Origin of the sequence: Stutzerimonas stutzeri (genome assembly GCF_024448895.1) — a bacterium.
Classification (GTDB): Bacteria; Pseudomonadota; Gammaproteobacteria; order Pseudomonadales; family Pseudomonadaceae; genus Stutzerimonas; species Stutzerimonas stutzeri_Q.
Window position 1 is genome coordinate 124,892 of record NZ_JAMOIC010000011.1, and the last position, 23,625, is coordinate 148,516.

The 23,625-nt window shown below is 57.9% G+C and carries 26 protein-coding genes; 25 read left to right on the plus strand and 1 reads right to left on the minus strand.

Annotation, left to right across the window (positions count from 1 at the left end; translation table 11 throughout):
* Positions 1–17 precede the first annotated feature (17 nt).
* From queA to NA619_RS14705, 6 genes are all read left to right on the plus strand, one after another.
* Positions 18–1,067, plus strand: coding sequence for a tRNA preQ1(34) S-adenosylmethionine ribosyltransferase-isomerase QueA (gene queA / locus NA619_RS14680; RefSeq protein WP_255962583.1), 1,050 nt, complete (start codon positions 18–20; stop codon positions 1,065–1,067).
* A 14-nt stretch (positions 1,068–1,081) separates the two neighbouring features.
* Positions 1,082–2,197 carry a tRNA guanosine(34) transglycosylase Tgt gene (gene tgt / locus NA619_RS14685; protein ID WP_255962629.1) on the plus strand — a complete coding sequence of 372 codons (1,116 nt, stop codon included), beginning with the start codon at positions 1,082–1,084 and terminating at the stop codon, positions 2,195–2,197.
* Positions 2,198–2,237: 40 nt separating this feature from the next.
* Positions 2,238–2,567, plus strand: a complete 330-nt coding sequence (yajC, locus tag NA619_RS14690) for a preprotein translocase subunit YajC (RefSeq protein ID WP_222909120.1) — start codon at positions 2,238–2,240, stop codon at positions 2,565–2,567.
* Between the two features lie 67 nt (positions 2,568–2,634).
* Positions 2,635–4,503, plus strand: coding sequence for a protein translocase subunit SecD (gene secD / locus NA619_RS14695; RefSeq protein WP_255962584.1), 1,869 nt, complete (start codon positions 2,635–2,637; stop codon positions 4,501–4,503).
* A gap of 12 nt (positions 4,504–4,515) precedes the next feature.
* Complete coding sequence (gene secF, locus NA619_RS14700) at positions 4,516–5,424, plus strand: protein translocase subunit SecF (RefSeq protein WP_255962585.1); 909 nt, start codon at positions 4,516–4,518, stop codon at positions 5,422–5,424.
* Positions 5,425–5,503: 79 nt separating this feature from the next.
* Entirely contained in the window at positions 5,504–6,037 is a 534-nt protein-coding gene (locus NA619_RS14705; RefSeq protein WP_255962586.1) for a glycine zipper 2TM domain-containing protein, read from the plus strand.
* A 56-nt stretch (positions 6,038–6,093) separates the two neighbouring features.
* Here NA619_RS14705 and suhB read toward each other — a convergent pair whose 3' ends face one another.
* Positions 6,094–6,909, minus strand: coding sequence for an inositol-phosphate phosphatase (suhB, locus tag NA619_RS14710; protein ID WP_255962588.1), 816 nt, complete (start codon positions 6,907–6,909; stop codon positions 6,094–6,096).
* 88 nt (positions 6,910–6,997) lie between these two features.
* Here suhB and trmJ point away from each other — a divergent pair, with 88 nt between their 5' ends.
* From trmJ to der, 19 genes are all read left to right on the plus strand, one after another.
* Entirely contained in the window at positions 6,998–7,834 is an 837-nt protein-coding gene (gene trmJ, locus NA619_RS14715; RefSeq protein WP_255962589.1) for a tRNA (cytosine(32)/uridine(32)-2'-O)-methyltransferase TrmJ, read from the plus strand.
* Positions 7,834–8,619 (plus strand): serine O-acetyltransferase, encoded by a 786-nt coding sequence (gene cysE / locus NA619_RS14720; protein WP_255962590.1) that lies wholly within the window; start codon positions 7,834–7,836, stop codon positions 8,617–8,619. Before trmJ ends, cysE begins: the two co-directional genes overlap by 1 nt.
* A 159-nt stretch (positions 8,620–8,778) precedes the next feature.
* Positions 8,779–9,270, plus strand: a complete 492-nt coding sequence (gene iscR, locus NA619_RS14725; RefSeq protein ID WP_255962591.1) for a Fe-S cluster assembly transcriptional regulator IscR — start codon at positions 8,779–8,781, stop codon at positions 9,268–9,270.
* A 30-nt stretch (positions 9,271–9,300) separates the two neighbouring features.
* The gene (locus NA619_RS14730) at positions 9,301–10,515 is read left to right on the plus strand and encodes an IscS subfamily cysteine desulfurase (protein WP_255962592.1); all 1,215 of its coding nucleotides are present in this window, start codon (positions 9,301–9,303) and stop codon (positions 10,513–10,515) included.
* Positions 10,516–10,556: 41 nt separating this feature from the next.
* Complete coding sequence (gene iscU, locus NA619_RS14735; protein ID WP_045425243.1) at positions 10,557–10,949, plus strand: Fe-S cluster assembly scaffold IscU; 393 nt, start codon at positions 10,557–10,559, stop codon at positions 10,947–10,949.
* Positions 10,950–10,959: 10 nt separating this feature from the next.
* The gene (gene iscA / locus NA619_RS14740; RefSeq protein WP_222909110.1) at positions 10,960–11,283 is read left to right on the plus strand and encodes an iron-sulfur cluster assembly protein IscA; all 324 of its coding nucleotides are present in this window, start codon (positions 10,960–10,962) and stop codon (positions 11,281–11,283) included.
* A 7-nt stretch (positions 11,284–11,290) separates the two neighbouring features.
* Positions 11,291–11,812, plus strand: a complete 522-nt coding sequence (gene hscB, locus NA619_RS14745) for a co-chaperone HscB (protein WP_255962593.1) — start codon at positions 11,291–11,293, stop codon at positions 11,810–11,812.
* A gap of 42 nt (positions 11,813–11,854) precedes the next feature.
* Positions 11,855–13,717 carry a Fe-S protein assembly chaperone HscA gene (hscA, locus tag NA619_RS14750; RefSeq protein WP_255962594.1) on the plus strand — a complete coding sequence of 621 codons (1,863 nt, stop codon included), beginning with the start codon at positions 11,855–11,857 and terminating at the stop codon, positions 13,715–13,717.
* A 5-nt stretch (positions 13,718–13,722) separates the two neighbouring features.
* Entirely contained in the window at positions 13,723–14,061 is a 339-nt protein-coding gene (gene fdx / locus NA619_RS14755; protein ID WP_255962595.1) for an ISC system 2Fe-2S type ferredoxin, read from the plus strand.
* Between the two features lie 14 nt (positions 14,062–14,075).
* Positions 14,076–14,273: a Fe-S cluster assembly protein IscX gene (gene iscX, locus NA619_RS14760; protein WP_255962597.1), complete on the plus strand. Its 198-nt coding sequence runs from the start codon at positions 14,076–14,078 to the stop codon at positions 14,271–14,273.
* 155 nt (positions 14,274–14,428) lie between these two features.
* Positions 14,429–14,860 carry a nucleoside-diphosphate kinase gene (gene ndk / locus NA619_RS14765; RefSeq protein WP_255962599.1) on the plus strand — a complete coding sequence of 144 codons (432 nt, stop codon included), beginning with the start codon at positions 14,429–14,431 and terminating at the stop codon, positions 14,858–14,860.
* A gap of 19 nt (positions 14,861–14,879) precedes the next feature.
* Positions 14,880–16,028 carry a 23S rRNA (adenine(2503)-C(2))-methyltransferase RlmN gene (gene rlmN, locus NA619_RS14770; RefSeq protein WP_255962600.1) on the plus strand — a complete coding sequence of 383 codons (1,149 nt, stop codon included), beginning with the start codon at positions 14,880–14,882 and terminating at the stop codon, positions 16,026–16,028.
* Between the two features lie 14 nt (positions 16,029–16,042).
* A complete protein-coding gene (pilW, locus tag NA619_RS14775) occupies positions 16,043–16,801 on the plus strand; it encodes a type IV pilus biogenesis/stability protein PilW (protein ID WP_255962601.1) in 759 nt (252 codons plus the stop codon).
* Positions 16,798–17,784 (plus strand): RodZ domain-containing protein, encoded by a 987-nt coding sequence (locus NA619_RS14780; protein ID WP_255962602.1) that lies wholly within the window; start codon positions 16,798–16,800, stop codon positions 17,782–17,784. The genes pilW and NA619_RS14780 overlap by 4 nt, the downstream gene beginning before the upstream one ends.
* A 2-nt stretch (positions 17,785–17,786) precedes the next feature.
* A complete protein-coding gene (ispG, locus tag NA619_RS14785; RefSeq protein WP_255962603.1) occupies positions 17,787–18,899 on the plus strand; it encodes a flavodoxin-dependent (E)-4-hydroxy-3-methylbut-2-enyl-diphosphate synthase in 1,113 nt (370 codons plus the stop codon).
* A gap of 13 nt (positions 18,900–18,912) precedes the next feature.
* Entirely contained in the window at positions 18,913–20,196 is a 1,284-nt protein-coding gene (gene hisS / locus NA619_RS14790) for a histidine--tRNA ligase (protein ID WP_255962604.1), read from the plus strand.
* A 40-nt stretch (positions 20,197–20,236) separates the two neighbouring features.
* Positions 20,237–20,878 carry a tetratricopeptide repeat protein gene (locus tag NA619_RS14795; RefSeq protein ID WP_255962605.1) on the plus strand — a complete coding sequence of 214 codons (642 nt, stop codon included), beginning with the start codon at positions 20,237–20,239 and terminating at the stop codon, positions 20,876–20,878.
* A 4-nt stretch (positions 20,879–20,882) separates the two neighbouring features.
* A complete protein-coding gene (bamB, locus tag NA619_RS14800; RefSeq protein ID WP_255962606.1) occupies positions 20,883–22,031 on the plus strand; it encodes an outer membrane protein assembly factor BamB in 1,149 nt (382 codons plus the stop codon).
* Between the two features lie 103 nt (positions 22,032–22,134).
* The gene (gene der, locus NA619_RS14805; protein WP_255962607.1) at positions 22,135–23,625 is read left to right on the plus strand and encodes a ribosome biogenesis GTPase Der; all 1,491 of its coding nucleotides are present in this window, start codon (positions 22,135–22,137) and stop codon (positions 23,623–23,625) included.

Here is a 23,625-nt window from a genome sequence, read left to right on the forward strand (position 1 = left end):
CGCTGATGTCCTCTGCTATGCAAGTCTCCGATTTCTCCTTTCAGCTTCCCGATTCCCAAATCGCTCGGCATCCGCTGGCCGAACGCCGCGCCAGCCGCCTGCTGGTGCTGGATGGCGCGTCCGGGGGGCTGGAGCATCGACGATTTGCCGATCTGCTCGACTACCTGCGCCCCGGTGATCTGATGGTGTTCAACAACACGCGGGTTATTCCTGCGCGTCTGTTTGGTCAGAAGGAAACGGGCGGGAAGGTCGAGGTGCTTGTCGAGCGTGTGCTTGATGGTCGACGGGTGTTGGCGCACATCCGCTCCAGCAAGTCACCGAAGCCGGGAACCAGCATCAATCTCGATGGGGGTGGTCGAGCTACGATGTTGGCGCGACATGATGCCCTGTTCGAGCTGGACTTCGGTGAAGACGTGCTGGCGTTGCTGGATCGCGTCGGGCATATGCCATTGCCTCCTTATATAGATCGCCCGGACGACAGCGCCGACCGCGAGCGTTATCAGACCGTTTATGCGCAGCGCGCGGGTGCCGTTGCGGCACCAACAGCGGGCTTGCATTTCGATACCGATCTGCTGGCGGCGCTGAAGGAAAAAGGGGTGCAGAGCGCTTTCGTCACGCTGCATGTGGGGGCTGGAACCTTTCAGCCAGTGCGCGTGGAGCGCATCGAAGAGCATCACATGCACCGCGAGTGGCTTGAGGTGGGCGAGGACGTCGTCGAGGCGGTCACGGCATGCCGGGCGCGCGGCGGCAGAGTGGTTGCGGTTGGTACGACCAGCGTGCGGTCGCTGGAGAGCGCAGCGCGCGATGGGGTGCTCAAGCCTTTCAGTGGCGACACCGATATCTTTCTGTACCCAGGCAAGCCCTTCCATGTTGTCGACGCATTGGTCACCAACTTCCACCTGCCCGAATCCACCCTTTTGATGCTCGTCTCGGCCTTTGCTGGCTATCAAGAAACCATGGCAGCCTATGCCGAAGCGATCATTGAAGGTTATCGCTTCTTCAGTTACGGCGATGCCATGTTCATCACCCGCAATCCGGCCCCGCGTGGTCCCGAGGATTCTCAATGAGTCGCACCTGTCGTATGTCCTTCGAGTTGCTGGCCACCGAGGGGAGGGCGCGCCGCGGCAGGCTTACTTTTCCGCGTGGAACCGTTGAAACGCCTGCGTTCATGCCGGTAGGCACTTACGGTACCGTCAAGGGCATGTTGCCGCGAGATATTGAGGAAATCGGCGCGCAAATCATCCTTGGCAATACCTTCCACCTCTGGCTGCGGCCCGGTACCGAGGTGATCAAGACGCACGGAGACCTGCATGATTTCATGCAGTGGCAGGGCCCGATTCTTACCGACTCGGGTGGTTTCCAGGTGTTCAGCCTGGGTGCGATGCGAAAGATCAAGGAGGAGGGTGTTTACTTCGCCTCTCCGGTTGATGGTGCAAAGGTCTTCATGGGGCCTGAAGAGTCGATGCAGGTTCAGCGGGATCTAGGTTCCGACATTGTGATGATCTTCGATGAATGCACACCCTATCCAGCGGACGAAGAGGTTGCACGGCGCTCCATGGAGCTATCGTTGCGCTGGGCGAAGCGATCCAAAGATGCGCACGCAGATAGCTCTGCGGCCCTCTTTGGAATTGTTCAGGGCGGCATGCACGAGTCCTTGCGGATGCGCTCGCTGGACGGTTTGTGCGAGATCGGTTTCGATGGGCTTGCGATCGGTGGGCTTTCGGTCGGAGAGCCTAAGGAGGAAATGATCCGTGTGCTGGATTTCCTTCCCCCGCAAATGCCGGCAGACAAGCCACGGTATCTGATGGGCGTCGGTAAACCAGAAGATCTCGTCGAAGGTGTTCGCCGTGGGGTGGACATGTTCGATTGCGTCATGCCGACACGCAACGCTCGAAACGGCCATCTGTTTACCGATTCCGGTGTAGTCAAGATCCGCAATGCTGTTCACCGTCATGATGACTCACCACTCGATGCCGGATGTGATTGTTACACCTGCAAACACTTCTCCAGAGGATATCTGCATCATTTGGACAAGTGCGGCGAAATGCTCGGAAGCATGTTGAATACAATCCATAACTTGCGGCATTACCAGCGCCTGATGGCTGGTTTACGCGATGCTATCCAACAGGGTACATTGGCCGCCTTTGTCGATGCCTTCTATGCCAAGCGCGGCTTGCCAACCCCGCCGCTTGCGTGACGAATTCTTAACCAACTGATCTCTGCAACAGGAGTGCTACATGAGCTTTCTGATTCCCGCCGCCTACGCTCAAGAGGCTGCCGCTGGTCCCGCTGGCAGTGGCTTCGAGTGGCTGTTCCTAGTCGGCTTTCTGGTCATCTTCTATCTGATGATATGGCGTCCGCAGGCCAAACGTGCCAAAGAGCACAAGAACCTTATCGGCGGCCTGCAGAAGGGTGACGAAGTGGTCACCTCCGGCGGTATCGCGGGCAAGGTCACCAAGGTAACCGACGACTTCGTCGTGATTGAAGTTTCTGACTCGGTAGAGCTGAAGTTCCAGAAGGTGGCGATTGCCGCAACGTTGCCCAAGGGCACGCTGAAAGCCATCTGAGCTGACTTCTACTCAATACCAACGACGGGGCGCGCAAGGCGCCCCGCGTCATTAGACGGGCTGCGTCATGCTCAATAGATTCCCTCTCTGGAAATACTTGCTGATAGTGGTAGTGCTCGGCATTGCCTTGGTCTATTCAGCGCCAAATCTTTATCCGGACGATCCAGCTGTACAGATCACCGGTGCTGCAACCTCCCTCAGTGTTACCGAGGCTGAACTAGACCGCGCCAGTAAGGCGCTGACCGACGCAGGCATTCAAGTCAAAGCCGCCAGTCTTGATGAACAGGGACGGGGTGGCTTGTTGCGACTGAGTGATCAGGACGACCAGCTTCCTGCGAAGGACGTGGTTCGGCGTGCCTTGGGTGATGCCTACGTGGTTGCGCTGAACCTTGCGCCTACCACGCCCGAGTGGTTGCGTAATCTCGGTGCCAGCCCCATGAAGTTGGGCTTGGATCTTTCTGGCGGCGTGCATTTTCTGCTTGAAGTCGACATGGAAAAGGCCATCGATACCCGCCTCAATGTGTACGAGGGTGAAGTAAAGAGCCTGCTGCGCAAGGAGCGGATCCGCTACCGCAGTCTGCCCAAGGCTGAAGACGCCGTACAGCTTGGCTTCTCCGATGAGGGCACGCTCTCTACCGCGCAGGCCCTGATACGCAAGAACTTTACTGACTTCGAATTGACCTCAAGTGAGCGCAATGGCCAACAGGTGCTGCGTCTGGCTATCACAGAGACCAAGCTCGCAGAAATTCGTGAGTATTCGATCAAGCAGAACCTGACCACCGTGCGCAATCGTGTCAACGAGCTGGGCGTATCCGAACCGCTGGTTCAGCGTCAGGGCGCCAATCGCATCGTGGTTGAGTTGCCTGGTGTTCAGGACACCGCAGAAGCCAAGCGCATTCTCGGCAAGACTGCCAACCTTGAGTTCCGTCTTGCTGCCGAGGCTGACGCTACGCGGGCCTCCACCGAGTCGTTCGAGTTCCGCGAAGAAGGGCGACCGCCAGCGCAACTTGAGCGCAACCTCATCATCACTGGCGACCAGGTTACCGATGCTCAGGCCAGCTACGATGAGAATGGCCGGCCGCAAGTGAACATTCGCCTGGATGGTCATGGCGGCGACCTGATGAACCGCGCCACCCGCAATAGCGTAGGCCGCAGCATGGCGGTGATCTTCATCGAGCAGCGACCCACCACCCGTTACGTCAAGCAGATGGTGGACGGTGTCGAGCAGGAAGTGCGCGTCGAAACGTTTCAGGAAGAAAAGAAAATAATCAGCCTGGCAACTATCCAATCGGCCCTTGGTGGCCAGTTCCGTATTACCGGTCTGGATGGTCAGGGTGAATCGTCCGAGCTGGCGCTCTTGCTGCGCGCGGGCGGCCTTGCAGCTCCGATGTATTTCGCGGAAGAACGCACCATTGGCCCAAGCCTTGGTGCAGAAAACATCAAGCTGGGTGTTCAGGCAGCGATGTGGGGCTTTCTCTTCGTCGCCGTGTTCATGGTGCTGATCTACAAATTCTTCGGAGTGCTGGCGACAGTCGCGCTGTTGTTCAACATGGTCGCACTGACTGCTTTGATGTCGCTGCTGGGCGCTACGCTGACACTGCCTGGAATTGCCGGCATTGTTCTTACGATGGGTATGGCCGTGGATGCGAACGTGCTGATCTTCTCTCGGATTCGTGAGGAGATCGCCAATGGTATGGCGGTTCAGCGGGCCATTCATGAGGGCTTCGATCGTGCATTCTCGGCAATCGTCGACGGCAACCTGACCACCTTGCTAGTCGGCGGCATTCTATTCGCGATGGGCACGGGGCCGATCAAGGGATTTGCCGTGACATTATCACTCGGAATCCTGACCTCGATGTTCACCGCTATCATCGTGACCCGCGCCATGGTCAACCTGATCTACGGTGGCCGCGATCTCAAGAAGTTGTGGATTTAAGGGGCTAGCGCGATGAAACGTGTAATTAATTTCATGGGCGTTCGCCATCTGGCGTTTGCTTTGACAGTACTGCTTACGGTCGCTTCGCTTGCGAGCCTGGCCGTCAAAGGATTGAATTTCGGCCTGGACTTCACTGGCGGCACCTTGGTCGAACTGTCCTACGAGAAGCCAGTTGCGCTGGATCAGGTGCGGTCTCAGTTGTCAGGTGCCGGATTTGGGAACGCCGTGGTGCAAAGCTTTGGTGCCACTACCGACGTTCTCGTCCGGATGCCAGGCGATGATCCGCTTCTGGGTGAGCATATAGCCGAGGCGCTCCGTGGCAGCGATGCAGCTGGCGCGATAACGGTCAAGCGTGTCGAGTTCGTGGGGCCTGCGGTTGGCGAAGAGTTGCGTGATCAGGGCGGCCTCGGCATGTTGCTGGCATTGGGTGGAATCCTTGTGTACGTGGCTTTTCGCTTTCAATGGAAGTTCGGGTTTGGCGCCGTCTTGTCGCTGTTTCACGACGTGATTCTGGTGCTTGGGGTGTTCTCCTTCTTTCAGATTTCGTTCGACCTGACGGTGCTGGCGGCAGTGCTCGCGGTGATCGGCTACTCGCTGAATGACACCATCGTCATCTTTGATCGGATACGGGAAAACTTCCGGATGCTGCGCAAGGCGGAGCTACTGGAAAACATCAATATCTCCACCACGCAAACGCTGTTGCGCACCCTCGCTACCTCAGTATCCACATTGCTAGCTGTCGGCTCGCTTATGTTCTTCGGCGGAGAGAATCTGTGGGGCTTCTCCTTGGCCTTGCTGATCGGCGTGGGCGCCGGCACCTACTCTTCGGTCTATGTCGCCGGAATGCTGTTGGTTTGGCTGAATCTAACTCGCGATGATCTTATTCCTCCGGTCGTTGAAGAGGTGGACGAGCGTCCCTGATATTTCTTCTGAACTTTTGATGGGCGCGATTGCCTAACGCGCCGCCGAGGGCCTTGCCCGTCAGAAGAAGGAAGAGTCAGTGAACAAGTCGATGCTGGTTGGTAGCGTTCTTGGTGCCGTAGTTGTTACTGCTGGTGGTGCTTTCGCCACATACACGCTGGTAGACCGTGAGCCGCAATTTGCCGATGTGCTAGCAGTTGAGCCGGTCAAGGAAACCATCAAGACGCCACGCGAGGTTTGCCGGGAGGTAAGCGTTACGCGTCAGCGGCCAGTTCAGGACACTAACCGAATCGCAGGTACAGCGGTGGGAGCCGTGGTTGGTGGTTTGCTGGGCAACCAGGTTGGTGGAGGTAATGGCAAGAAGATTGCCACCGTAGCGGGAGCGGTTGGCGGTGGTTACGCCGGTAATCAGGTCCAGGGTCGCATGCAGTCAAACGACACCTACACCACTACTGAAACCCGTTGCAATACGGTCACCGATACTCAAGATAAGGTCGTGGGCTACGACGTGAAATACGACATCGGCGGTGAGGTCCGCAAGGTCAGGATGGATCGTGATCCTGGTGCCAAGATCCCGGTTCGCGACGGTCAGCTGGTGCTGACGCAGCAGTGAGCTGAGTCTGAAAGCAAAAAAAACGCCCAATCGGGCGTTTTTTTATAAGGGCGGGTCTAGCGTTTCAGCGAGGGCGTGAGGTGCGGCTGAATAGCAGTCAGGACCGCCTTGAAGCATTTGGTGTTACCGGCAACGATCTGTCCTTTTTCGAGGAAATCATGACTGCCAGCGAAGTCGCTGACCAAGCCACCCGCTTCCTGTATCAACAGTGCGCCTGCGGCCATGTCCCACTCTGATAAGCCAAACTCCCAGAAGGCGTCATAGCGGCCAGCGGCGACATAGGCGAGGTCGAGGCTGGCGGCGCCGGCGCGACGCAGGCCGGCGGTTTGACCGACCAGGCTGCGGAACATGTTGAGATAGCTATCCATATTGTCCATCTGGCCGTCGCGGAACGGGAAGCCCGTACCGAGCAGCGCGCCTTCCAGGCTTTTGCGAGTGCTGACGCGCAGGCGGCGGCCGTTGAGTGCGGCGCCACGACCGCGGCTCGCGGTAAATTCCTCTTGGCGAACCGGGTCGATGACCACGGCGTGCTCAAGACGACCGCGGTATTTGCACGCGATGCTCACGGCGTAATGCGGCACACCGCGCAGGAAATTTGTAGTGCCATCCAGTGGGTCGATTACCCAGAGGTAATCTTTGCCCTCGCCGGTGCCTTCGAGCATGCCGCCTTCTTCGCCCAGAATGCCGTGGTTCGGATACGCCTTGCGTAGCGCTGCGACAATAAGCTGCTCCGCAGTGCGGTCGATTTCCGAGACGTAATCGCGCGCGTCTTTTTCGCTAACCGAGATCACGTCCAGGCGCTCGGTGGAGCGAACAATCATTTCGCCAGCGCTACGGGCGGCGCGCAGCGCGATATTCAGCATGGGCTGCATCGATCAAATACCTGGTCGTTTAAAGAAAGCCGGAAATTCTATCAGAAAGCGTTGACGGTTGTTACGCGATTGAAGGGGGTGGAGTGCAATGGCGAAGCCTCTTGCCGTTCCTGTAAGCTTTCGGTTCGCTTTCCGGTCGAGAACAACAGTGTCGCTTCAGAACATTCGTGTGGTGCTGGTCAATACCAGTCATGGCGGTAACATCGGTGGCGCAGCTCGTGCCATGAAAAACATGGGGCTGTCGCGCCTGGTGTTGGTGGATCCGCAGGATTTCCCAAGCTCGAATGCTATCGCCCGAGCTTCGGGTGCGACCGATGTGCTCGATTCTGCACAAGTTGTCGGCACGCTCGAAGAGGCTCTGGTGGGTTGCAGCCTGGTGTTCGGTACGAGTGCGCGGGATCGGCGCATTCCCTGGCCGCTTCTAGATCCCCGTGAGACCGGTTCGGTTTGCGTCGAGCAGGTCCGGCAGGGTGGGGAGGTTGCTCTCGTCTTCGGGCGTGAATATGCCGGTCTCACCAATGAGGAGCTGCAGCGCTGCCAATACCATGTGCACATTCCATCGGATCCTGAGTTCAGTTCGTTGAACCTGGCTGCCGCGGTGCAGGTGCTTGCCTATGAAGTGCGCATGTCCTGGCTGGCTGCTAACAACCAGCCTAGCAAGCACGAAAAGCTTGAGACCACGTCGATGCTCGATGCTCAGCCGGTTACGGCGGACGAGCTAGAGCATTATTACGGTCATCTTGAACAAACACTTGTAGATATCGGCTTTCTCGATCCGCAGAAGCCTCGGCATCTGATGCCGCGACTGCGCAGGCTTTACGGTCGAAGCGGCATCAGCAGGTTGGAGATGAATATCCTTCGTGGAATTCTTACCGAGACCCAGAAAGCCGCACGCGGCGAGCCCCATAAGCGGAGATCCGATTGATGTTCGAGCGCATGCGCGAAGATATTCAAAGCGTATTCCACCGTGATCCTGCAGCGCGTAATTCGTTCGAGGTCATAACCTGCTATCCCGGGCTTCACGCTGTCTGGTTTCACCGGGTCTCACACTGGCTGTGGATTAACGATTGCAAGTGGTTGGCCCGCATGAATTCGAACCTGGCCAGGTGGCTGACGGGGATTGAAATTCATCCCGGTGCGCAGATCGGTCGCCGGTTCTTTATCGACCACGGTATGGGAATCGTCATCGGCGAGACGGCTCAGATCGGCGATGACGTGACGCTTTATCATGGCGTAACGCTGGGGGGGACGAGTTGGAACAAGGGCAAGCGCCACCCCACCCTTGAAGATGGGGTGATCGTTGGTGCTGGGGCGAAAATCCTCGGTCCATTCACGGTAGGGGCAGGCGCTAAGGTTGGTTCAAATGCGGTTGTGACTCGTGCAGTGCCGGCTGGCGCTACTGTCGTGGGTATTCCGGGGCGGGTGATCGTGAAGCCAGACGATGAGCAAGAGGCAAAGCGCAAGGCAATTGCGGAGAAGATCGGTTTCGATGCGTACGGAGTAACTGAAGACATGCCTGACCCGATCGCGCGAGCTATCGGTCAGCTGCTCGACCACGTCCAGGCGGTGGAGGAGCGCATGGAGGGGGTTTGTCAGGCATTGACCGCGCTAGGGAGTGACTACTGCGCCAAGCGCATGCCGGAATTGCGAGAAGAGGATTTCGCAGAAGTCAAAGACGCTGGGGACATCAGTGGGCCGGAGGTGCGATAGGTCGGGGCGTACTGCTATGATGTGCGCCCTTCTAGGCATCTAGCCCTCTGTCGGGCTCGTCGCGCTAATAATGTCCGAGTGTTTTAATAGGACTTATAGTTGATCTAAATGGTCGGGTATTGCATACTTGCGCCAAACCATGATGCTTGGTGCGAACCGATGCGATTGACTACCAAAGGCCGTTACGCCGTTACCGCAATGTTAGACCTTGCGCTGCATGCTCAGCATGGGCCGGTGTCGCTCGCGGATATTTCCGAGCGGCAGGGCATCTCCCTTTCCTATCTAGAACAGTTATTCGCCAAGTTGCGCCGTGGCAGCTTGGTAACCAGCGTTCGTGGACCGGGTGGCGGTTATCAGCTTTCTCGCGAGATGGCTGGCATCCAGGTGGTGCAAGTCATCGATGCCGTAAATGAGTCTGTCGATGCGACACGTTGCCAAGGCCTGGGTGATTGTCATTCGGGGGATACCTGTCTGACCCATCATTTGTGGTGCGACTTAAGTCAGCAGATCCACGAATTCTTGAGCGGCATCAGTCTTGAAGATCTGGTGAAGCGCCGCGAGGTTCAAGAAGTGGCTTTGCGACAGGATATGCGCCGCGCCAATGGCCACACTTCCAAACTGGATAAGATCGAAGCGTCCGCCGTCGAGTGAGCAGGACGACAGCCTGATAGGAGACACCTGATGAAGTTGCCGATTTACTTGGATTACTCCGCTACCACACCGGTCGATCCTCGCGTTGCTGCGAAGATGGTTGATTGTCTGACTGCCGAAGGTAACTTCGGGAACCCTGCGTCTCGTTCTCATGCATTTGGCTGGAAAGCCGAAGAAGCAGTAGAGAATGCTCGTCGGCAAGTCGCTGAGCTGGTCAATGCCGACCCGCGTGAGATTGTCTGGACCTCCGGCGCGACCGAGTCCGACAACCTGGCGATCAAGGGTGTCGCGCACTTCTATGCCTCCAAAGGCAAACATATCGTCACCAGCAAAATCGAACACAAAGCTGTCCTGGATACGACTCGTCAGCTGGAGCGTGAAGGTTTTGAGGTTACCTATCTCGAGCCTGGTGAAGATGGTGTGATCACGCCGGTGATGGTCGAGGCTGCCCTGCGTGACGACACAGTGCTCGTGTCCATCATGCACGTGAACAATGAAATCGGAACGGTTAACGACATAGCTGCGATCGGCGAACTGACCCGTTCGCGCGGCGTGCTCTTGCATGTTGATGCTGCGCAGTCCACCGGCAAGGTGGAGATTGACCTTGAAAACATGAAGGTCGACTTGATGTCGTTTTCCGCTCATAAAACCTATGGACCTAAAGGTGTCGGCGCGCTGTACGTACGTCGCAAGCCGCGTGTACGCCTCGAAGCGCAGATGCACGGTGGCGGGCACGAGCGTGGTATGCGCTCGGGTACATTGGCTGCGCACCAGTCCGTGGGCATGGGCGAAGCGTTCCGGATTGCGAAAGAAGAGATGGCTGCCGAAAACGAGCGTATCACCAAGCTGCGTGACCGCTTTTACAAGCAGGTCGAGCATTTGGAAGAGCTGTATGTCAACGGCAGCATGACTGCGCGGGTGCCGCACAATCTGAACCTGAGCTTCAATTATGTAGAGGGGGAGTCGCTGATCATGGCGCTCAAGGATCTGGCGGTATCGTCGGGTTCGGCTTGCACCTCGGCTTCCCTCGAGCCCTCCTATGTGCTTCGCGCGCTAGGTCGCAACGACGAACTTGCCCATAGCTCGATTCGTTTCACCTTCGGGCGTTTCACTACCGAAGAAGAAGTTGATTACGCCGCGCAGAAGGTCAGCGAGGCGGTTACTAAATTGCGTGAGCTTTCACCCTTGTGGGACATGTTCAAGGATGGCGTCGACATTTCACAGGTCGAGTGGGCTGCCCACTGATCGTCGAGTTCCGCATAGCCTGACACAAAGAGGATTGCACCATGGCATACAGTGACAAGGTCATTGACCATTACGAAAATCCCCGCAACGTCGGTAAGTTCGACGCTGAGGATCCCTCCATCGGCACCGGTATGGTCGGCGCTCCCGCTTGCGGTGACGTGATGCGCCTGCAGATCAAGGTCAACGAGCAGGGCGTCATCGAAGACGCCAAGTTCAAGACCTATGGCTGCGGTTCGGCCATTGCCTCTAGTTCCCTTGCAACCGAGTGGATGAAAGGCAAGACGCTGGAAGAGGCGGAAACCATCAAAAATACCCAGCTGGCCGAAGAGCTGGCGTTGCCTCCGGTGAAGATTCACTGCTCCGTGCTCGCCGAGGATGCGATCAAGGCGGCAGTTCGTGACTATCGCGAGAAGAAAGGGTTGCCCCAGGCCTAAGGAGGTATCAATGGCTATCAGCATGACAACGGCCGCGGCCGATCATGTACGCCGTTCTCTTGACGGGCGCGGTAAAGGGCTTGGCGTGCGGTTAGGCGTTCGTACGACTGGCTGCTCCGGTCTTGCATACGTGCTTGAGTTCGTTGACGAAGCGGCCGCCGAAGATTCTGTCTTCGACAGCCATGGCGTGAAGGTAATCATTGATCCCAAAAGCCTTGTTTATCTCGACGGCACGGAGCTCGATTTCGTCCGTGAAGGTTTGAACGAGGGCTTCAAGTTCAATAACCCCAACGTGCGCGGCGAATGTGGCTGCGGCGAGAGCTTCAATATCTGAGGACGCTGTGGGAAATCCCTGTCACTACGCGCTATTCGAACTGCAACCGGCTTTCGATATCGACCTGGAGATGCTGTCGTCTCGCTATCGAGAGCTGGCACGTAAGGTTCACCCTGATCGATTTGCAGACGCTGGCGAGACGGAGCAGCGTCATGCTATCGAACGGTCTGCGAATTTAAACGAGGCCTATCAGGTCTTGAAGATTCCTTCGCGTCGAGCTCGTTATCTGTTGACTCTCGATGGGCGGGAGATGCCGCTGGAGGCCACTGTTCAGGATCCTGCGTTCCTCATGCAGCAAATGCAGTGGCGGGAAGAGCTAGAAGAATTGCAGGACCAAGCGGATCTGGCCGGCGTCGCCTCCTTCAAGACTCGTCTCAAGACCGCGCAGCAGGATCTCAACGATTCTTTTGCGCGCATATGGCGGGAAGATTCGCGGCGTGAGGACGCCGAGCGGCTCGTGCGCAGAATGCAATTTCTCGACAAGCTGTCCCAGGAAGTGCGCCAGCTCGAAGAGCGCCTCGACGATTAACCACCGCGTAGCGTCAGGCGCTGCGCCCTATATCAGATAGATATGGCCTTACTTCAGATAGCTGAACCCGGACAAAGCCCGCAACCTCACCAGCGTCGTCTGGCGGTTGGTATCGATCTGGGCACCACTAATTCGCTCGTCGCAGCGTTGCGCAGCGGCGTTACGGCTCCACTCGCCGATGCTGATGGCGAAGTCATACTGCCTTCCGCAGTTCGCTATCACGCCAATCACGTAGACGTGGGAAGCCCCGCAAAGGCTTCTGCTTCCAGCGATCCTTTGAATACCATCCTGTCGGTCAAGCGCCTGATGGGGCGCGGTATTGCAGATGTGAAGCAGTTGGGCGGCCAGCTGCCCTATCGCTTCACTGAAGGGCAGTCCCAGATGCCCTTCATTGAAACAGTACAAGGCGCCAAGAGCCCGGTAGAGGTGTCCGCAGAAATCCTGCGCGCCTTGCGAGAGCGGGCCGAGGCCGTGCTGGGAGGAGAGCTTGTTGGCGCAGTGATAACGGTGCCTGCTTATTTCGATGAGGCGCAGCGGCAGGCGACCAAGGACGCTGCTCGATTAGCCAATCTGAATGTCCTGCGTTTGCTCAATGAGCCCACTGCCGCCGCTGTCGCCTACGGGCTTGATCGTGAGGCCGAGGGCGTAGTGGCGATCTATGATTTGGGCGGTGGCACGTTCGATATCTCGATCCTCCGGCTTACCAAGGGTGTGTTCGAAGTCCTGGCCACGGGTGGGGATACCGCGCTTGGAGGCGATGATTTCGATCACGCCGTTGCGGGCTGGATTCTGGCTCAAGCTGGCGCGTATCAAGATCTTGATCCCGGCGCTCAACGTGAGGTGCTCAAAATCGCCTGCGATGCCAAGGAGCAGCTCAGTTCCGAAGATTCGGTTGAGCTTCGTTATGGCAGTTGGCAAGGTGTTCTTACGCGCGAAATACTCAATGAGCTGATCGATCCTATGATCTCGCTCAGTCTCAAGTCTTGCCGCCGCGCCATGCGGGATTCGGCGGTTGAGCTCGAATACGTTCATGCGGTTGTCATGGTGGGTGGTTCGACTCGCGTCCCGAGGGTGCGCGAGAGAGTCGGTGAAATGTTCGGGAAGGATCCTCTGACCGATATCGACCCTGACCAGGTCGTTGCCATAGGTGCCGCAATTCAGGCTGAGACGCTAGCGGGCAACAATCGAGACGGTGATGAGCTTCTGCTGCTGGACGTGATACCGCTGTCATTGGGGCTGGAAACGATGGGCGGGCTAATGGAGAAGATCATCCCCCGCAATACCACTATCCCGGTCGCTCGTGCTCAAGATTTCACCACCTACAAGGACGGCCAGTCGGCCATGATGATTCACGTGCTCCAAGGTGAGCGCGAACTGATCGCCGACTGCCGTTCCCTGGCGCGTTTCGAGCTGCGCGGCATTCCGCCAATGGTCGCAGGCGCGGCGAAGATTCGCGTGACCTTTCAGGTCGATGCTGACGGGCTGCTCAGCGTTTCGGCGAAAGAGCAGGCGTCGGGCGTCGAGTCGAGCATCCAGGTCAAGCCTTCCTACGGGCTTACGGACGGCGAGATCGCGCGGATGCTTGAGGATTCGTTCCACAAGGCTGGCGAAGACAAGGCCGCTCGGGCCCTCCGAGAGCAGTTGGTTGACGCGCGGCGTCTGCTGGAAGCAGTTGAGGCCGCGCTCGCGGCGGATGGTGAGCGTCTTCTAAGCGACGAAGAGCGTGTAGCCATTGAGACTCAGATGCAGGAGTTGCGCGAACTGCTAAATAGTCAGGATGAGCTCGCTATCGAGCGACAGATCAAGCGACTAAGCCAGATTACCGACGCTTTTGCCGCGCGCCGGCTGGATTCCACCGTCAAGGCCGCGCTGGCCGGGCGGCGGCTTAACGATATCGAGGATTGATTTAGATGCCGCAGATAGTATTCCTGCCCCATGCCGACCATTGCCCGGAAGGGGCTGTTGTCGACGCGCAGCCCGGTGAGACGGTGCTGGATGCCGCGCTGCGATACGGCATAGATATCGAACATGCTTGCGAAAAGTCCTGTGCATGCACAACCTGTCACGTCGTGATTCGTGAAGGTTTCGCATCGCTGGAAGCGTCTGACGAATTGGAGGACGACATGCTCGACAAGGCATGGGGGCTCGAGCCCAATTCGCGCCTGTCCTGTCAGGCAGCTGTGGCGGAAACAGACCTCGTGGTCGAGATTCCCAAATACACCATCAATCAAGTCTCGGAAGGCCATTGAATGCGGGGTGAGGAATGGCGCTGAAATGGGCAGATGTGTTGGATATCGCAATCGAGCTTTCCGAAAGTAAGCCCGAGGTGGACCCCCGTTACGTCAACTTCGTCCAGCTGCACCGCTGGGTCGTCGAACTTCCGGATTTTTCGGATGATCCGACGCGTGGCGGTGAGAAAGTACTTGAGGCGATACAGGCAGCCTGGATCGAGGAAGTTTAGGCAAAGCTGCGTATAGACCGAGTTGGCTACACTCTCTGGTGGGTCAGCTGTCATGAGTCGGTAGCCGCCCACTGCTCTTATATTTTCATATAGGACCCGCGTATAATTCGCGGGTTTACTTGTTCGCTTTAACCTTTAGATTTCTGGAGTTACAAATGGCCCTGCAACGCACTTTCTCCATCATCAAGCCTGACGCCGTCGCCAAAAACGTTGTCGGTGAGATCACCTCTCGTTTTGAAAAGGCTGGTCTGCGTGTCGTCGCTTCGAAGATGGTCCAGCTGTCCGAGCGTGAAGCTGGTGGTTTCTACGCCGAGCACAGCGAGCGCGGATTCTTCAAGGATCTGGTCGCTTTCATGGTTTCCGGTCCGGTGATCGTGCAGGTTCTCGAGGGCGAAGATGCAATTGCCAAGAACCGTGAGCTGATGGGTGCCACCAACCCGAAAGAAGCCGCAGCAGGCACCATTCGCGCCGACTTCGCCGTGTCCATCGACGAGAACGCCGTTCACGGTTCCGACTCCGAAGCGTCCGCTGCACGCGAAATCGCCTACTTCTTCTCCGCCACCGAAGTGTGCGCCCGCATTCGCTGATAAGCGAAGGTGAATTCAGATGACTGCTACGACCGGTAAAGTAAATCTGCTCGGGCTGACTCAGCCTCAGTTGGAGAGCTTCTTCGATTCAATCGGGGAAAAGCGTTTTCGTGCCGGTCAGGTCATGAAGTGGATTCACCATTTTGGCGTCGATGACTTCGACGCCATGAGCAACATTGGCAAGGCCTTGCGCGAAAAGCTCAAGGCCTCCGCTGAGATCCGCGGCCCTGAAATTGTCAGCGAAGACATCTCTACCGACGGTACCCGCAAATGGGTCGTCCGCGTGGCGTCGGGCAGTTGTGTGGAAACCGTATACATTCCCCAAGGAGGTCGCGGCACTCTTTGCGTGTCCTCTCAGGCTGGCTGCGCCCTCGACTGCAGTTTCTGCTCGACTGGCAAGCAAGGCTTCAATAGCAACCTCACCGCTGCAGAAGTAATTGGCCAGGTGTGGATTGCAAACAAATCGTTCGGCACCATTCCGGCGAAGGTAGATCGCGCCATTACCAATGTGGTGATGATGGGAATGGGAGAGCCGTTGCTGAACTTCGACAATGTTGTCGCCGCGATGCACATCATGATGGATGACCTGGGTTACGGCATTTCCAAGCGGAAGGTGACCCTTTCCACGTCCGGCGTGGTGCCGATGATCGACGAGCTGTCCAAGGTGATAGACGTCTCGCTGGCATTGTCACTGCATGCACCGAACGATGCACTGCGCGACCAGCTTGTTCCCATCAACAAGAAATACCCGTTGGAAATGCTGCTTGCTGCCTGTCAGCGATACATTTCCAATCTCGGTGAAAAGCGGGTCCTGACAATCGAATACACGCTGTTGCAAGGTGTGAACGATCAGCCCGAGCATGCCGAGCAGGTGGTCAAGCTTTTAGCCAAAATCCCCTGCAAGATCAACCTGATCCCGTTCAATCCTTTCCCGCATTCCGGATATGAGCGGCCAAGCAACAATGCGATTCGTCGATTTCAGGACATCCTCCATAAAGCCGGGCACAATGTGACGGTACGTACCACGCGTGGCGAAGATATCGATGCTGCTTGCGGCCAGCTGGTTGGTCAGGTGCTCGATAGGACACGCCGAAGCGAGCGTTACATCGCGGTGCGTGAACTGCAATCTGAGCCAGTGACGGCGCCCGTTGCCTCGAACCGTTCCTGAGGGAGATGCTGTTGATGATTTTGCGCGTTGCGCTGCTGTTTCTGCTCGCCGGCCTTATGGCAGGCTGTGTATCTTCCGGATCGGGTAACCCGATGCGTACCTCGGAAGGGCGCGATGAGGCACGGGACGCCTACATTCAGCTTGGCATCGGTTATCTGCAGCAGGGTGAGGCTTCCCGCGCCAAGACACCGTTGCGTAAGGCGCTCGAGCTGGATCCAAACAGCGCCGATGCGCATGCTGCGCTGGCACTGGTGTTCCAGAACGAGATGGAGAACCAGCTGGCTGACGAGCACTATCGCAAGGCCCTTTCCAGCCGCAACGACGCCCGTATTCTTAACAATTACGGCAGCTTCCTCTTCGAACAGAAACGCTATCAGGAAGCCATGGAGCGTTTCGCTAAAGCATCTGAAGACAATCTCTATTCCGGGCGTTCTCATGTCTTCCAAAACATGGGTATGACCGCCCTTAAGCTTGGTCAGCGCGAACAGGCCGAGACATATTTCACCCGCTCCTTGCGCCTGGACAGTCGTCAGCCCCGCGCATTGCTTGAGCTGGCCCTGATGGCTTACGAGGACAAGCAATACGTCCCGGCGAAGCGCTACTACGAGGGCTTCAGCAGTCTTTCCGAGCAGAATGCCCGCAGTCTGCTGTTGGGGATTCGTCTGGCCAACATTCATCAGGACCGGGATCAGGCGGCAAGCCTGGGCCTGCAGCTCAAGCGCCTCTACCCTGGTACTCCTGAATATCAACAGTTTCTATCGGAGCAACGATGATAGCGCCACATTCTGAAGCCGCTGCCTCGACGTCTCTGGCCAACCCTGGAGAAACGCTACGCGCCGCACGCGAAAGCAAAAGCTGGCCGCTTTCATCCGTGGCCAAGCAGCTCAATCTCTCCGAACGCTCGCTGACCCAGATCGAAGCCGGTGATTTCAGTCAGCTGCCTGGCCACACGTTTGCCCGGGGCTATGTTCGGGCCTATGCCAAATTGCTGGGTCTTGATCAGAACCGGCTGGTGCAGCAGTTTGATCAGCACACAGGTACGGATGCCACCGGTAGCAGTGTCAACAGTCTTGGACACATTGACCAGCCAGTGCGCCTGTCACGTACGATGGTGCGCTTCTTCACCTTTATCCTGACGCTCGTGATCGGCGTCGGTGCGTTTCTCTGGTGGCAGGACCGTACCGCTCGTACAGAGTCCGACCGGTCAGTTACGGCGCTCGAGCGAATCGAGGTGGAAGCTGCGGACGGTACTACCGAAATTCATCTGTTGGACCGCGCCGACGAGCCTGAAGAGCCAGAAGCAGAAGCTACCTCCGATGTACTGCCGCCTGTTGTGGGCGAGGAAGGCCCGGTTTCTGATACCGAGTCGCTTCCGTTGGATGAGCCGGCCGTAGTCGAGGAAACGGCGAGCGCCCCGGCTGCGCAGGTCGATGCTGCACCTTCCGCTGATGCCCCAGCTGTTAGTCCAGAAGGAAGCGCTGCGTCGGTGGTTGAGTCCGAGCTCGTTTCGGCAGGCGAAGGCAGCCTCACGCTGGATTTCTCCGCTGACTGCTGGACGCGAGTTACTGACGCGGATGGGAAAGTGCTCTATAGCGGGCTAGCTAAGGCAGGAAGCAGTCGTACCTTGGTCGGTAAGACCCCTCTGGATCTGCATCTGGGCTTTGCCTCCGGTGTTCAGGTCGGCTTCAACGGCGAAGCCGTCAGTCTCTCTGGCAAAACGCGCGGTGAAACGGCGCGCCTCAAGCTCGGACAGTAATCATGCATAGCGAGTCCCCAATCAAACGCCGGCTTACCCGAAAGATCTGGGTTGGCAATGTCCCGGTCGGTGGCGATGCCCCTATCGCCGTACAGAGCATGACCAATACCGAAACCTGCGATGTCGACGCAACGGTCGGTCAGATCGAAAGCCTGCAAAATGCCGGCGCCGACATCGTCAGAGTTTCTGTGCCCTCAATGGAAGCGGCCGAAGCGTTTGGAAAGATCAAGCAGCGAGTAACCTTGCCCCTGGTCGCGGATATCCATTTCGATTATCAGATTGCGCTGCGAGTGGCCGAGCTTGGGGTCGATTGCCTCCGAATCAATCCCGGCAATATCGGTCGTGAGGATCGAGTACGCGCTGTTGTCGAGGCTGCACGGGACCGCGGTATTCCGATTCGAATTGGTGTGAATGCCGGCTCGCTCGAAAAGGACCTGCAGAAGAAATATGGTGAGCCGACACCTGAAGCATTGGTGGAGTCTGCCCTGCGCCACGTCGAACATCTTGATCGGCTCAACTTTCCAGACTTCAAGGTAAGTGTAAAAGCGTCAGACGTGTTCATGGCAGTCGCAGCCTATCGGCTATTGGCTGACAAAATAGAGCAGCCATTGCATCTGGGTATCACCGAAGCCGGTGGGCTGCGCTCGGGCACTGTGAAATCGGCAGTGGGCCTTGGCATGCTGCTGGCTGAAGGCATCGGCGACACTATCCGAATCTCTTTGGCAGCTGACCCGGTTGAGGAAATCAAGGTCGGTTTCGACATCCTCAAATCACTGCGCCTGCGTTCACGAGGGATCAACTTCATCGCATGCCCAAGCTGCTCGCGGCAGAACTTCGACGTGGTCAAGACCATGAACGAGCTCGAAGGGCGACTCGATGATTTGCTGGTGCCCATGGACGTTGCTGTCATCGGCTGCGTGGTCAATGGCCCGGGTGAGGCCAAGGAAGCTCACATCGGGCTGACCGGCGGGACGCCGAACAACCTCATCTATATCGATGGCAAGCCTGCGCAAAAGCTGAACAACGACAATCTGGTCGACGAATTGGAGCAGCTGATCCGCCGCAAGGCTGCAGAGAAGGCCGAGACAGACGCTGCGCTGATCCTGCGCAGCTGATTAAGGAATCGAATTGAGCAAGTCCCTGCAAGCCATCCGTGGCATGAACGACATCCTGCCGGCGCAGACTCCTGTCTGGCGTTATCTTGAAACTACCTTCGCACAGCTGCTCGATAGCTATGGCTACAGCGAGATCCGCTTGCCAACCCTTGAGTTCACCGATCTGTTTGCCCGCGGCATCGGCGAAGGCACCGACGTGGTCGACAAGGAGATGTACACCTTTCTCGACCGTAACGACGAGTCGCTTACGTTGCGCCCAGAGGGCACCGCTGGATGCGTGCGTGCCGTACTCGAGCACGGCATGACTGGCGGTGGGCAGGTGCAGAAGCTCTGGTATGCCGGCCCCATGTTTCGCTACGAAAAACCGCAGAAGGGGCGCTACCGCCAGTTCCATCAGATCGGTGTGGAAGTCTTCAATCAGCCAGGACCGGACATCGATGCCGAGCTGATCGTCTTGACCGCTCGGCTGTGGAAGAAGCTGGGTATGTCGGACGCCGTTACGCTGCAGTTGAACAGTCTGGGTTCGAGCGAGGCGCGTGCAACCTACAGGGACGCGTTGGTTAACTATCTTGAGCAGCATTTCGATCAGCTGGACGAAGACAGCCAGCGCCGATTGACCACCAACCCGCTGCGTATCCTGGACAGCAAGAATACCCAGACTCAGGCATTGCTGGCTGACGCGCCGACCTTGCATGACTACCTGGACGATGACTCGCGTGTCCATTTTGACGGACTCAAGCGCCGACTCGAGGCGGCCGGCATTGCCTATGAGATCAATCCGAAGCTGGTTCGTGGGCTGGACTATTACGGGCGCACCGTCTTTGAATGGGTCACCGACAAGCTCGGCTCACAGGGCACCGTCTGTGCCGGCGGCCGCTATGATGGTCTGGTCGCCCAGTTCGGTGGCAAGCCGACCCCTGGAGTAGGTTTCGCCATGGGCATCGAGCGCTTGGTACTGCTGCTTGAGACCCTTGAGCTGGTTCCCGAAGAGCTCAATCCGCCAGCACATGCATTTATCTGTGCCTTCGGTGAGGCAGCGGAACTGGCGGCGTTGGGTCTGGCCGAGCGACTTCGTGATGCCTTGCCGGGTCTTCGTCTTCTGGTCAATGCCGGTGGCGGTAGCTTCAAAAGCCAGTTCAAGAAGGCTGACAAGAGCGGCGCTCGTTTCGCGCTTATTCTGGGTGACGACGAACTGGCCGGGCGCGTGGTAGGTTGCAAGCCGCTGCGCGACGACAGCGAACAACAAAGCATTGCCTGGGATGCTCTGCCCGAGCGTCTGGCTGCCTGTCTGGCTTGATCGGACCGGTTTGAATTCAGCGAATGTAAGGAGTGACAGTGTGACCTCGGGTACCGATGAAGAACAGCTGGCGCAAGTCAAGGAATGGTGGCAGCGCAACGGTAAGCCGTTGCTACTGGGCGGCGCACTTGCGCTGGTGCTGGTATTTGGCTGGCAGTTTTGGCAGAAGCATCAGCTCAATCAAGCGCAAAGCGCATCGGTCGCGTATCAGCAGCTGCTGAATGCGGCATTGAACGAGGGCGAGGTGGACGCTGCGGAAGTATCCCGGCTGGGCACTCTGCTGCAGAAGGAATTTGCCGGGACCCATTACGCCCAGTACGGCAGCTTGTTCGTGGCCAAGGTGGCGGTTGAGTCAGGCCGTCTTGATGAAGCGGCGACAGAGTTGCAAGCTGTGCTAGACAAGCCTGCCGACAAAACGCTTGAAGAGCTGGCTCGCCAGCGTCTGGCCCGCATCCTGGCTGCACAGAACAAGGCCGAAGAAGGGCTTGCGTTGCTGAAGGGCGAAGCTGCTGAAGCCTTCGCTGCGAGTCGTGAAGAATTGCGCGGCGATCTGCTGGTCAAGCTCGAGCGGCCTGATGAGGCGCATGCGGCATATTCCAAGGCGAAAGAATTGCTGTCACAGGACGCCGCGATCGGTGGGCTACAGCTGAAACTGGACGATCTGGCTCGTGGAGAGGCGTGAATTGATGCGTTGGAAAACTGCAGCACTGCTGACCCTGGCCGTTTTGGCTGCGGGTTGCAGCAGCAACGACAAGAAAGAGCCTGAGCCCGCCGAGCTGGTGAAGTTTGACCCCGAGATCCAGCTCAAAGAAGAGTGGAGTCGTTCGATCGGAGATGGCCAGGGTGAGACCTACAACCTTCTGACCCCGGTCGTCTATGGCAATGAGATCTTCGCGGCCGACATCGAAGGGCGGGTAGTGGCGATGGACCGCACCACCGGCAAGGTCAACTGGAAGAATGATCTGGACGTGCCTATCTCAGGCGCGGTCGGCGCGGGCTACGGGCTGATTCTGGTGGGTACTCTGCGGGGTGAAGTGCTCGCCCTGGATGTTTCGAGCGGTGAAGAGCGTTGGCGCAGCCAGGTCAGTAGCGAGGTGCTGGCAGCCCCAGCCGTTAATGGCGACGTGGTTGTGGTTCAGACCCAGGATGACCGGGTCATCGCGCTGGAAATCGATACAGGTGCGCAACGCTGGAGCTATGAAAGTTCGCCTGCGGTTCTGACCCTGCGCGGTACCGGATCACCGTTACTGACTAACGAGCTGGCAATTGCCGGTCTATCCAGCGGAAAGGTCGTGGCTCTGGACACCCGCCGCGGTCTGCCTATCTGGGAACAGCGGGTCGCTATCCCTCAGGGGCGGTCCGAACTTGAACGGGTAGTGGATATCGACGGTGGCCTGCTACTTTCCAGCGGTACGCTGTATGTCGCTTCGTTCCAGGGCCGCGCCGCTGCGCTGGATATGGAGAGTGGTCGGATTCTCTGGCAGCGGGACGCTTCGACGGCGACCGGTGTTGCCATGGGCTACGGCAGCGTCTATGTCAGCCAGGCTGATGGGTCGGTTGTGGGCATTGATGAGCGGTCGAACACCGTGTTGTGGACCAATGACTCTCTGTTGCGCCGTGAGCTTTCTGCACCAGCTGTTTTCTCAAGCTATGTGGCTGTCGGCGACAAGGAAGGTTACCTCCACTTCCTGAGTCAGGTTGACGGACGCTTCGTTGCGCGGACCCGCATCGAGCGAGCCGGTGTACGCACCCGACCCGTCGTTGAAGGTGATTGGCTATATGCCTATGGTAATGACGGCAAGCTTGTCGCATTGACCATTCGCCCGGCGGACTGACAGCCTGGTTCGCTCGGCTCCGCCCTCTGGCAGAGCCCTTTATATCTGGCCGCTGCCTTGCAGCGGCCTTCGTGTTTTCTGAAATATCGCAGTGGAGAGCCGCATGGTTCCCGTAATCGCCCTGGTGGGCCGCCCGAACGTTGGCAAGTCCACCCTGTTTAACCGACTGACCAAGAGCCGTGACGCCATCGTCGCGGAGTACGCAGGTCTGACCCGTGATCGTCAGTATGGCGAGGCCAAATGGCAGGGGCGCACCTACATCGTCATCGACACGGGCGGACTGACCGGGGACGAAGAAGGCATCGACGCCAAGATGGCCGAGCAGTCGCTGCAAGCCATGCAAGAAGCCGACGCGGTGATGTTCATGGTCGATGCCCGTGCCGGCATGACGCCGGGTGATCAGATGATCGCCGAGCACCTGCGCAAGATGAACAAACGTCACTTCTTGGTAGCCAACAAGGTCGACAGCATCGATCCGGACATCGCGCGGGCCGAGTTCAGCCCGCTCGGCTTGGGTGACGCTTTGCCAATCGCGGCCGCCCATGGTCGCGGCATCACTCACATGCTGGAGCAGGCGCTTGGTGTCTTTCCGAAGGACAACGCCGAAGATCTCGAAGGCGAAGGCGAAGGCGAGGGCGAACAGGGGGAGCCGGTCGCCGAGGGCGAGGAACTCAAACGCATTCCCGGCCCAAGCGAGAAGGACGGCATCAAGATCGCCATCATCGGCCGTCCTAATGTGGGCAAGTCGACATTGGTCAACCGCATGCTTGGCGAAGAGCGGGTCATCGTCTATGACCAGGCAGGCACAACGCGCGATAGCATCTACATTCCGTTCGAGCGCGGCGATGAAAAATACACACTGATCGATACCGCTGGCGTCCGGCGCCGGGGCAAGATTTTCGAGGCGGTGGAAAAGTTTTCGGTGGTCAAGACGTTGCAGGCCATCCAGGACGCCAACGTGGTGATCTTCGTCATGGATGCCCGGGAAGGGGTGGTCGAACACGACCTGAACCTGCTCGGCTTCGTTCTTGAAAGTGGTCGCGCGCTGGTGATAGCGCTGAACAAGTGGGACGGCATGGAGCCGAGCGAGCGCGACTATGTGAAGACTGAGCTTGAGCGCCGGTTGTTCTTCGTCGAGTTCGCTGATATTCACTTCATTTCCGCCAAGCACGGTACCGGCGTTGGCAATCTCTACAAGTCGGTGCAGGCTTCCTTCACGTCAGCCGTCACCCGGTGGCCGACCAGCCGCCTGACGCAGATCCTCGAAGATGCGGTGCGCGAGCATGCGCCTCCAATGGTTGCCAGTCGAAGGATCAAACTCAGATACGCGCATCTGGGCGGCGCTAATCCGCCGCTGATCATCATTCACGGCAATCAGGTCGACGCAATTCCGAAATCCTATACGCGCTACCTGGAGAATACCTATCGGCGCGTCCTCAAGCTGGTGGGCACGCCCATCCGCATTGAATACAAGGGCGGTGAAAACCCCTACGAGGGCAAGAAGAACACGCTCACCGACCGTCAGGTAAACAAGAAGCGGCGGTTGATGTCGCATCACAAGAAGGCCGAGAAGAAGCGCCGCGACAAACGCTGA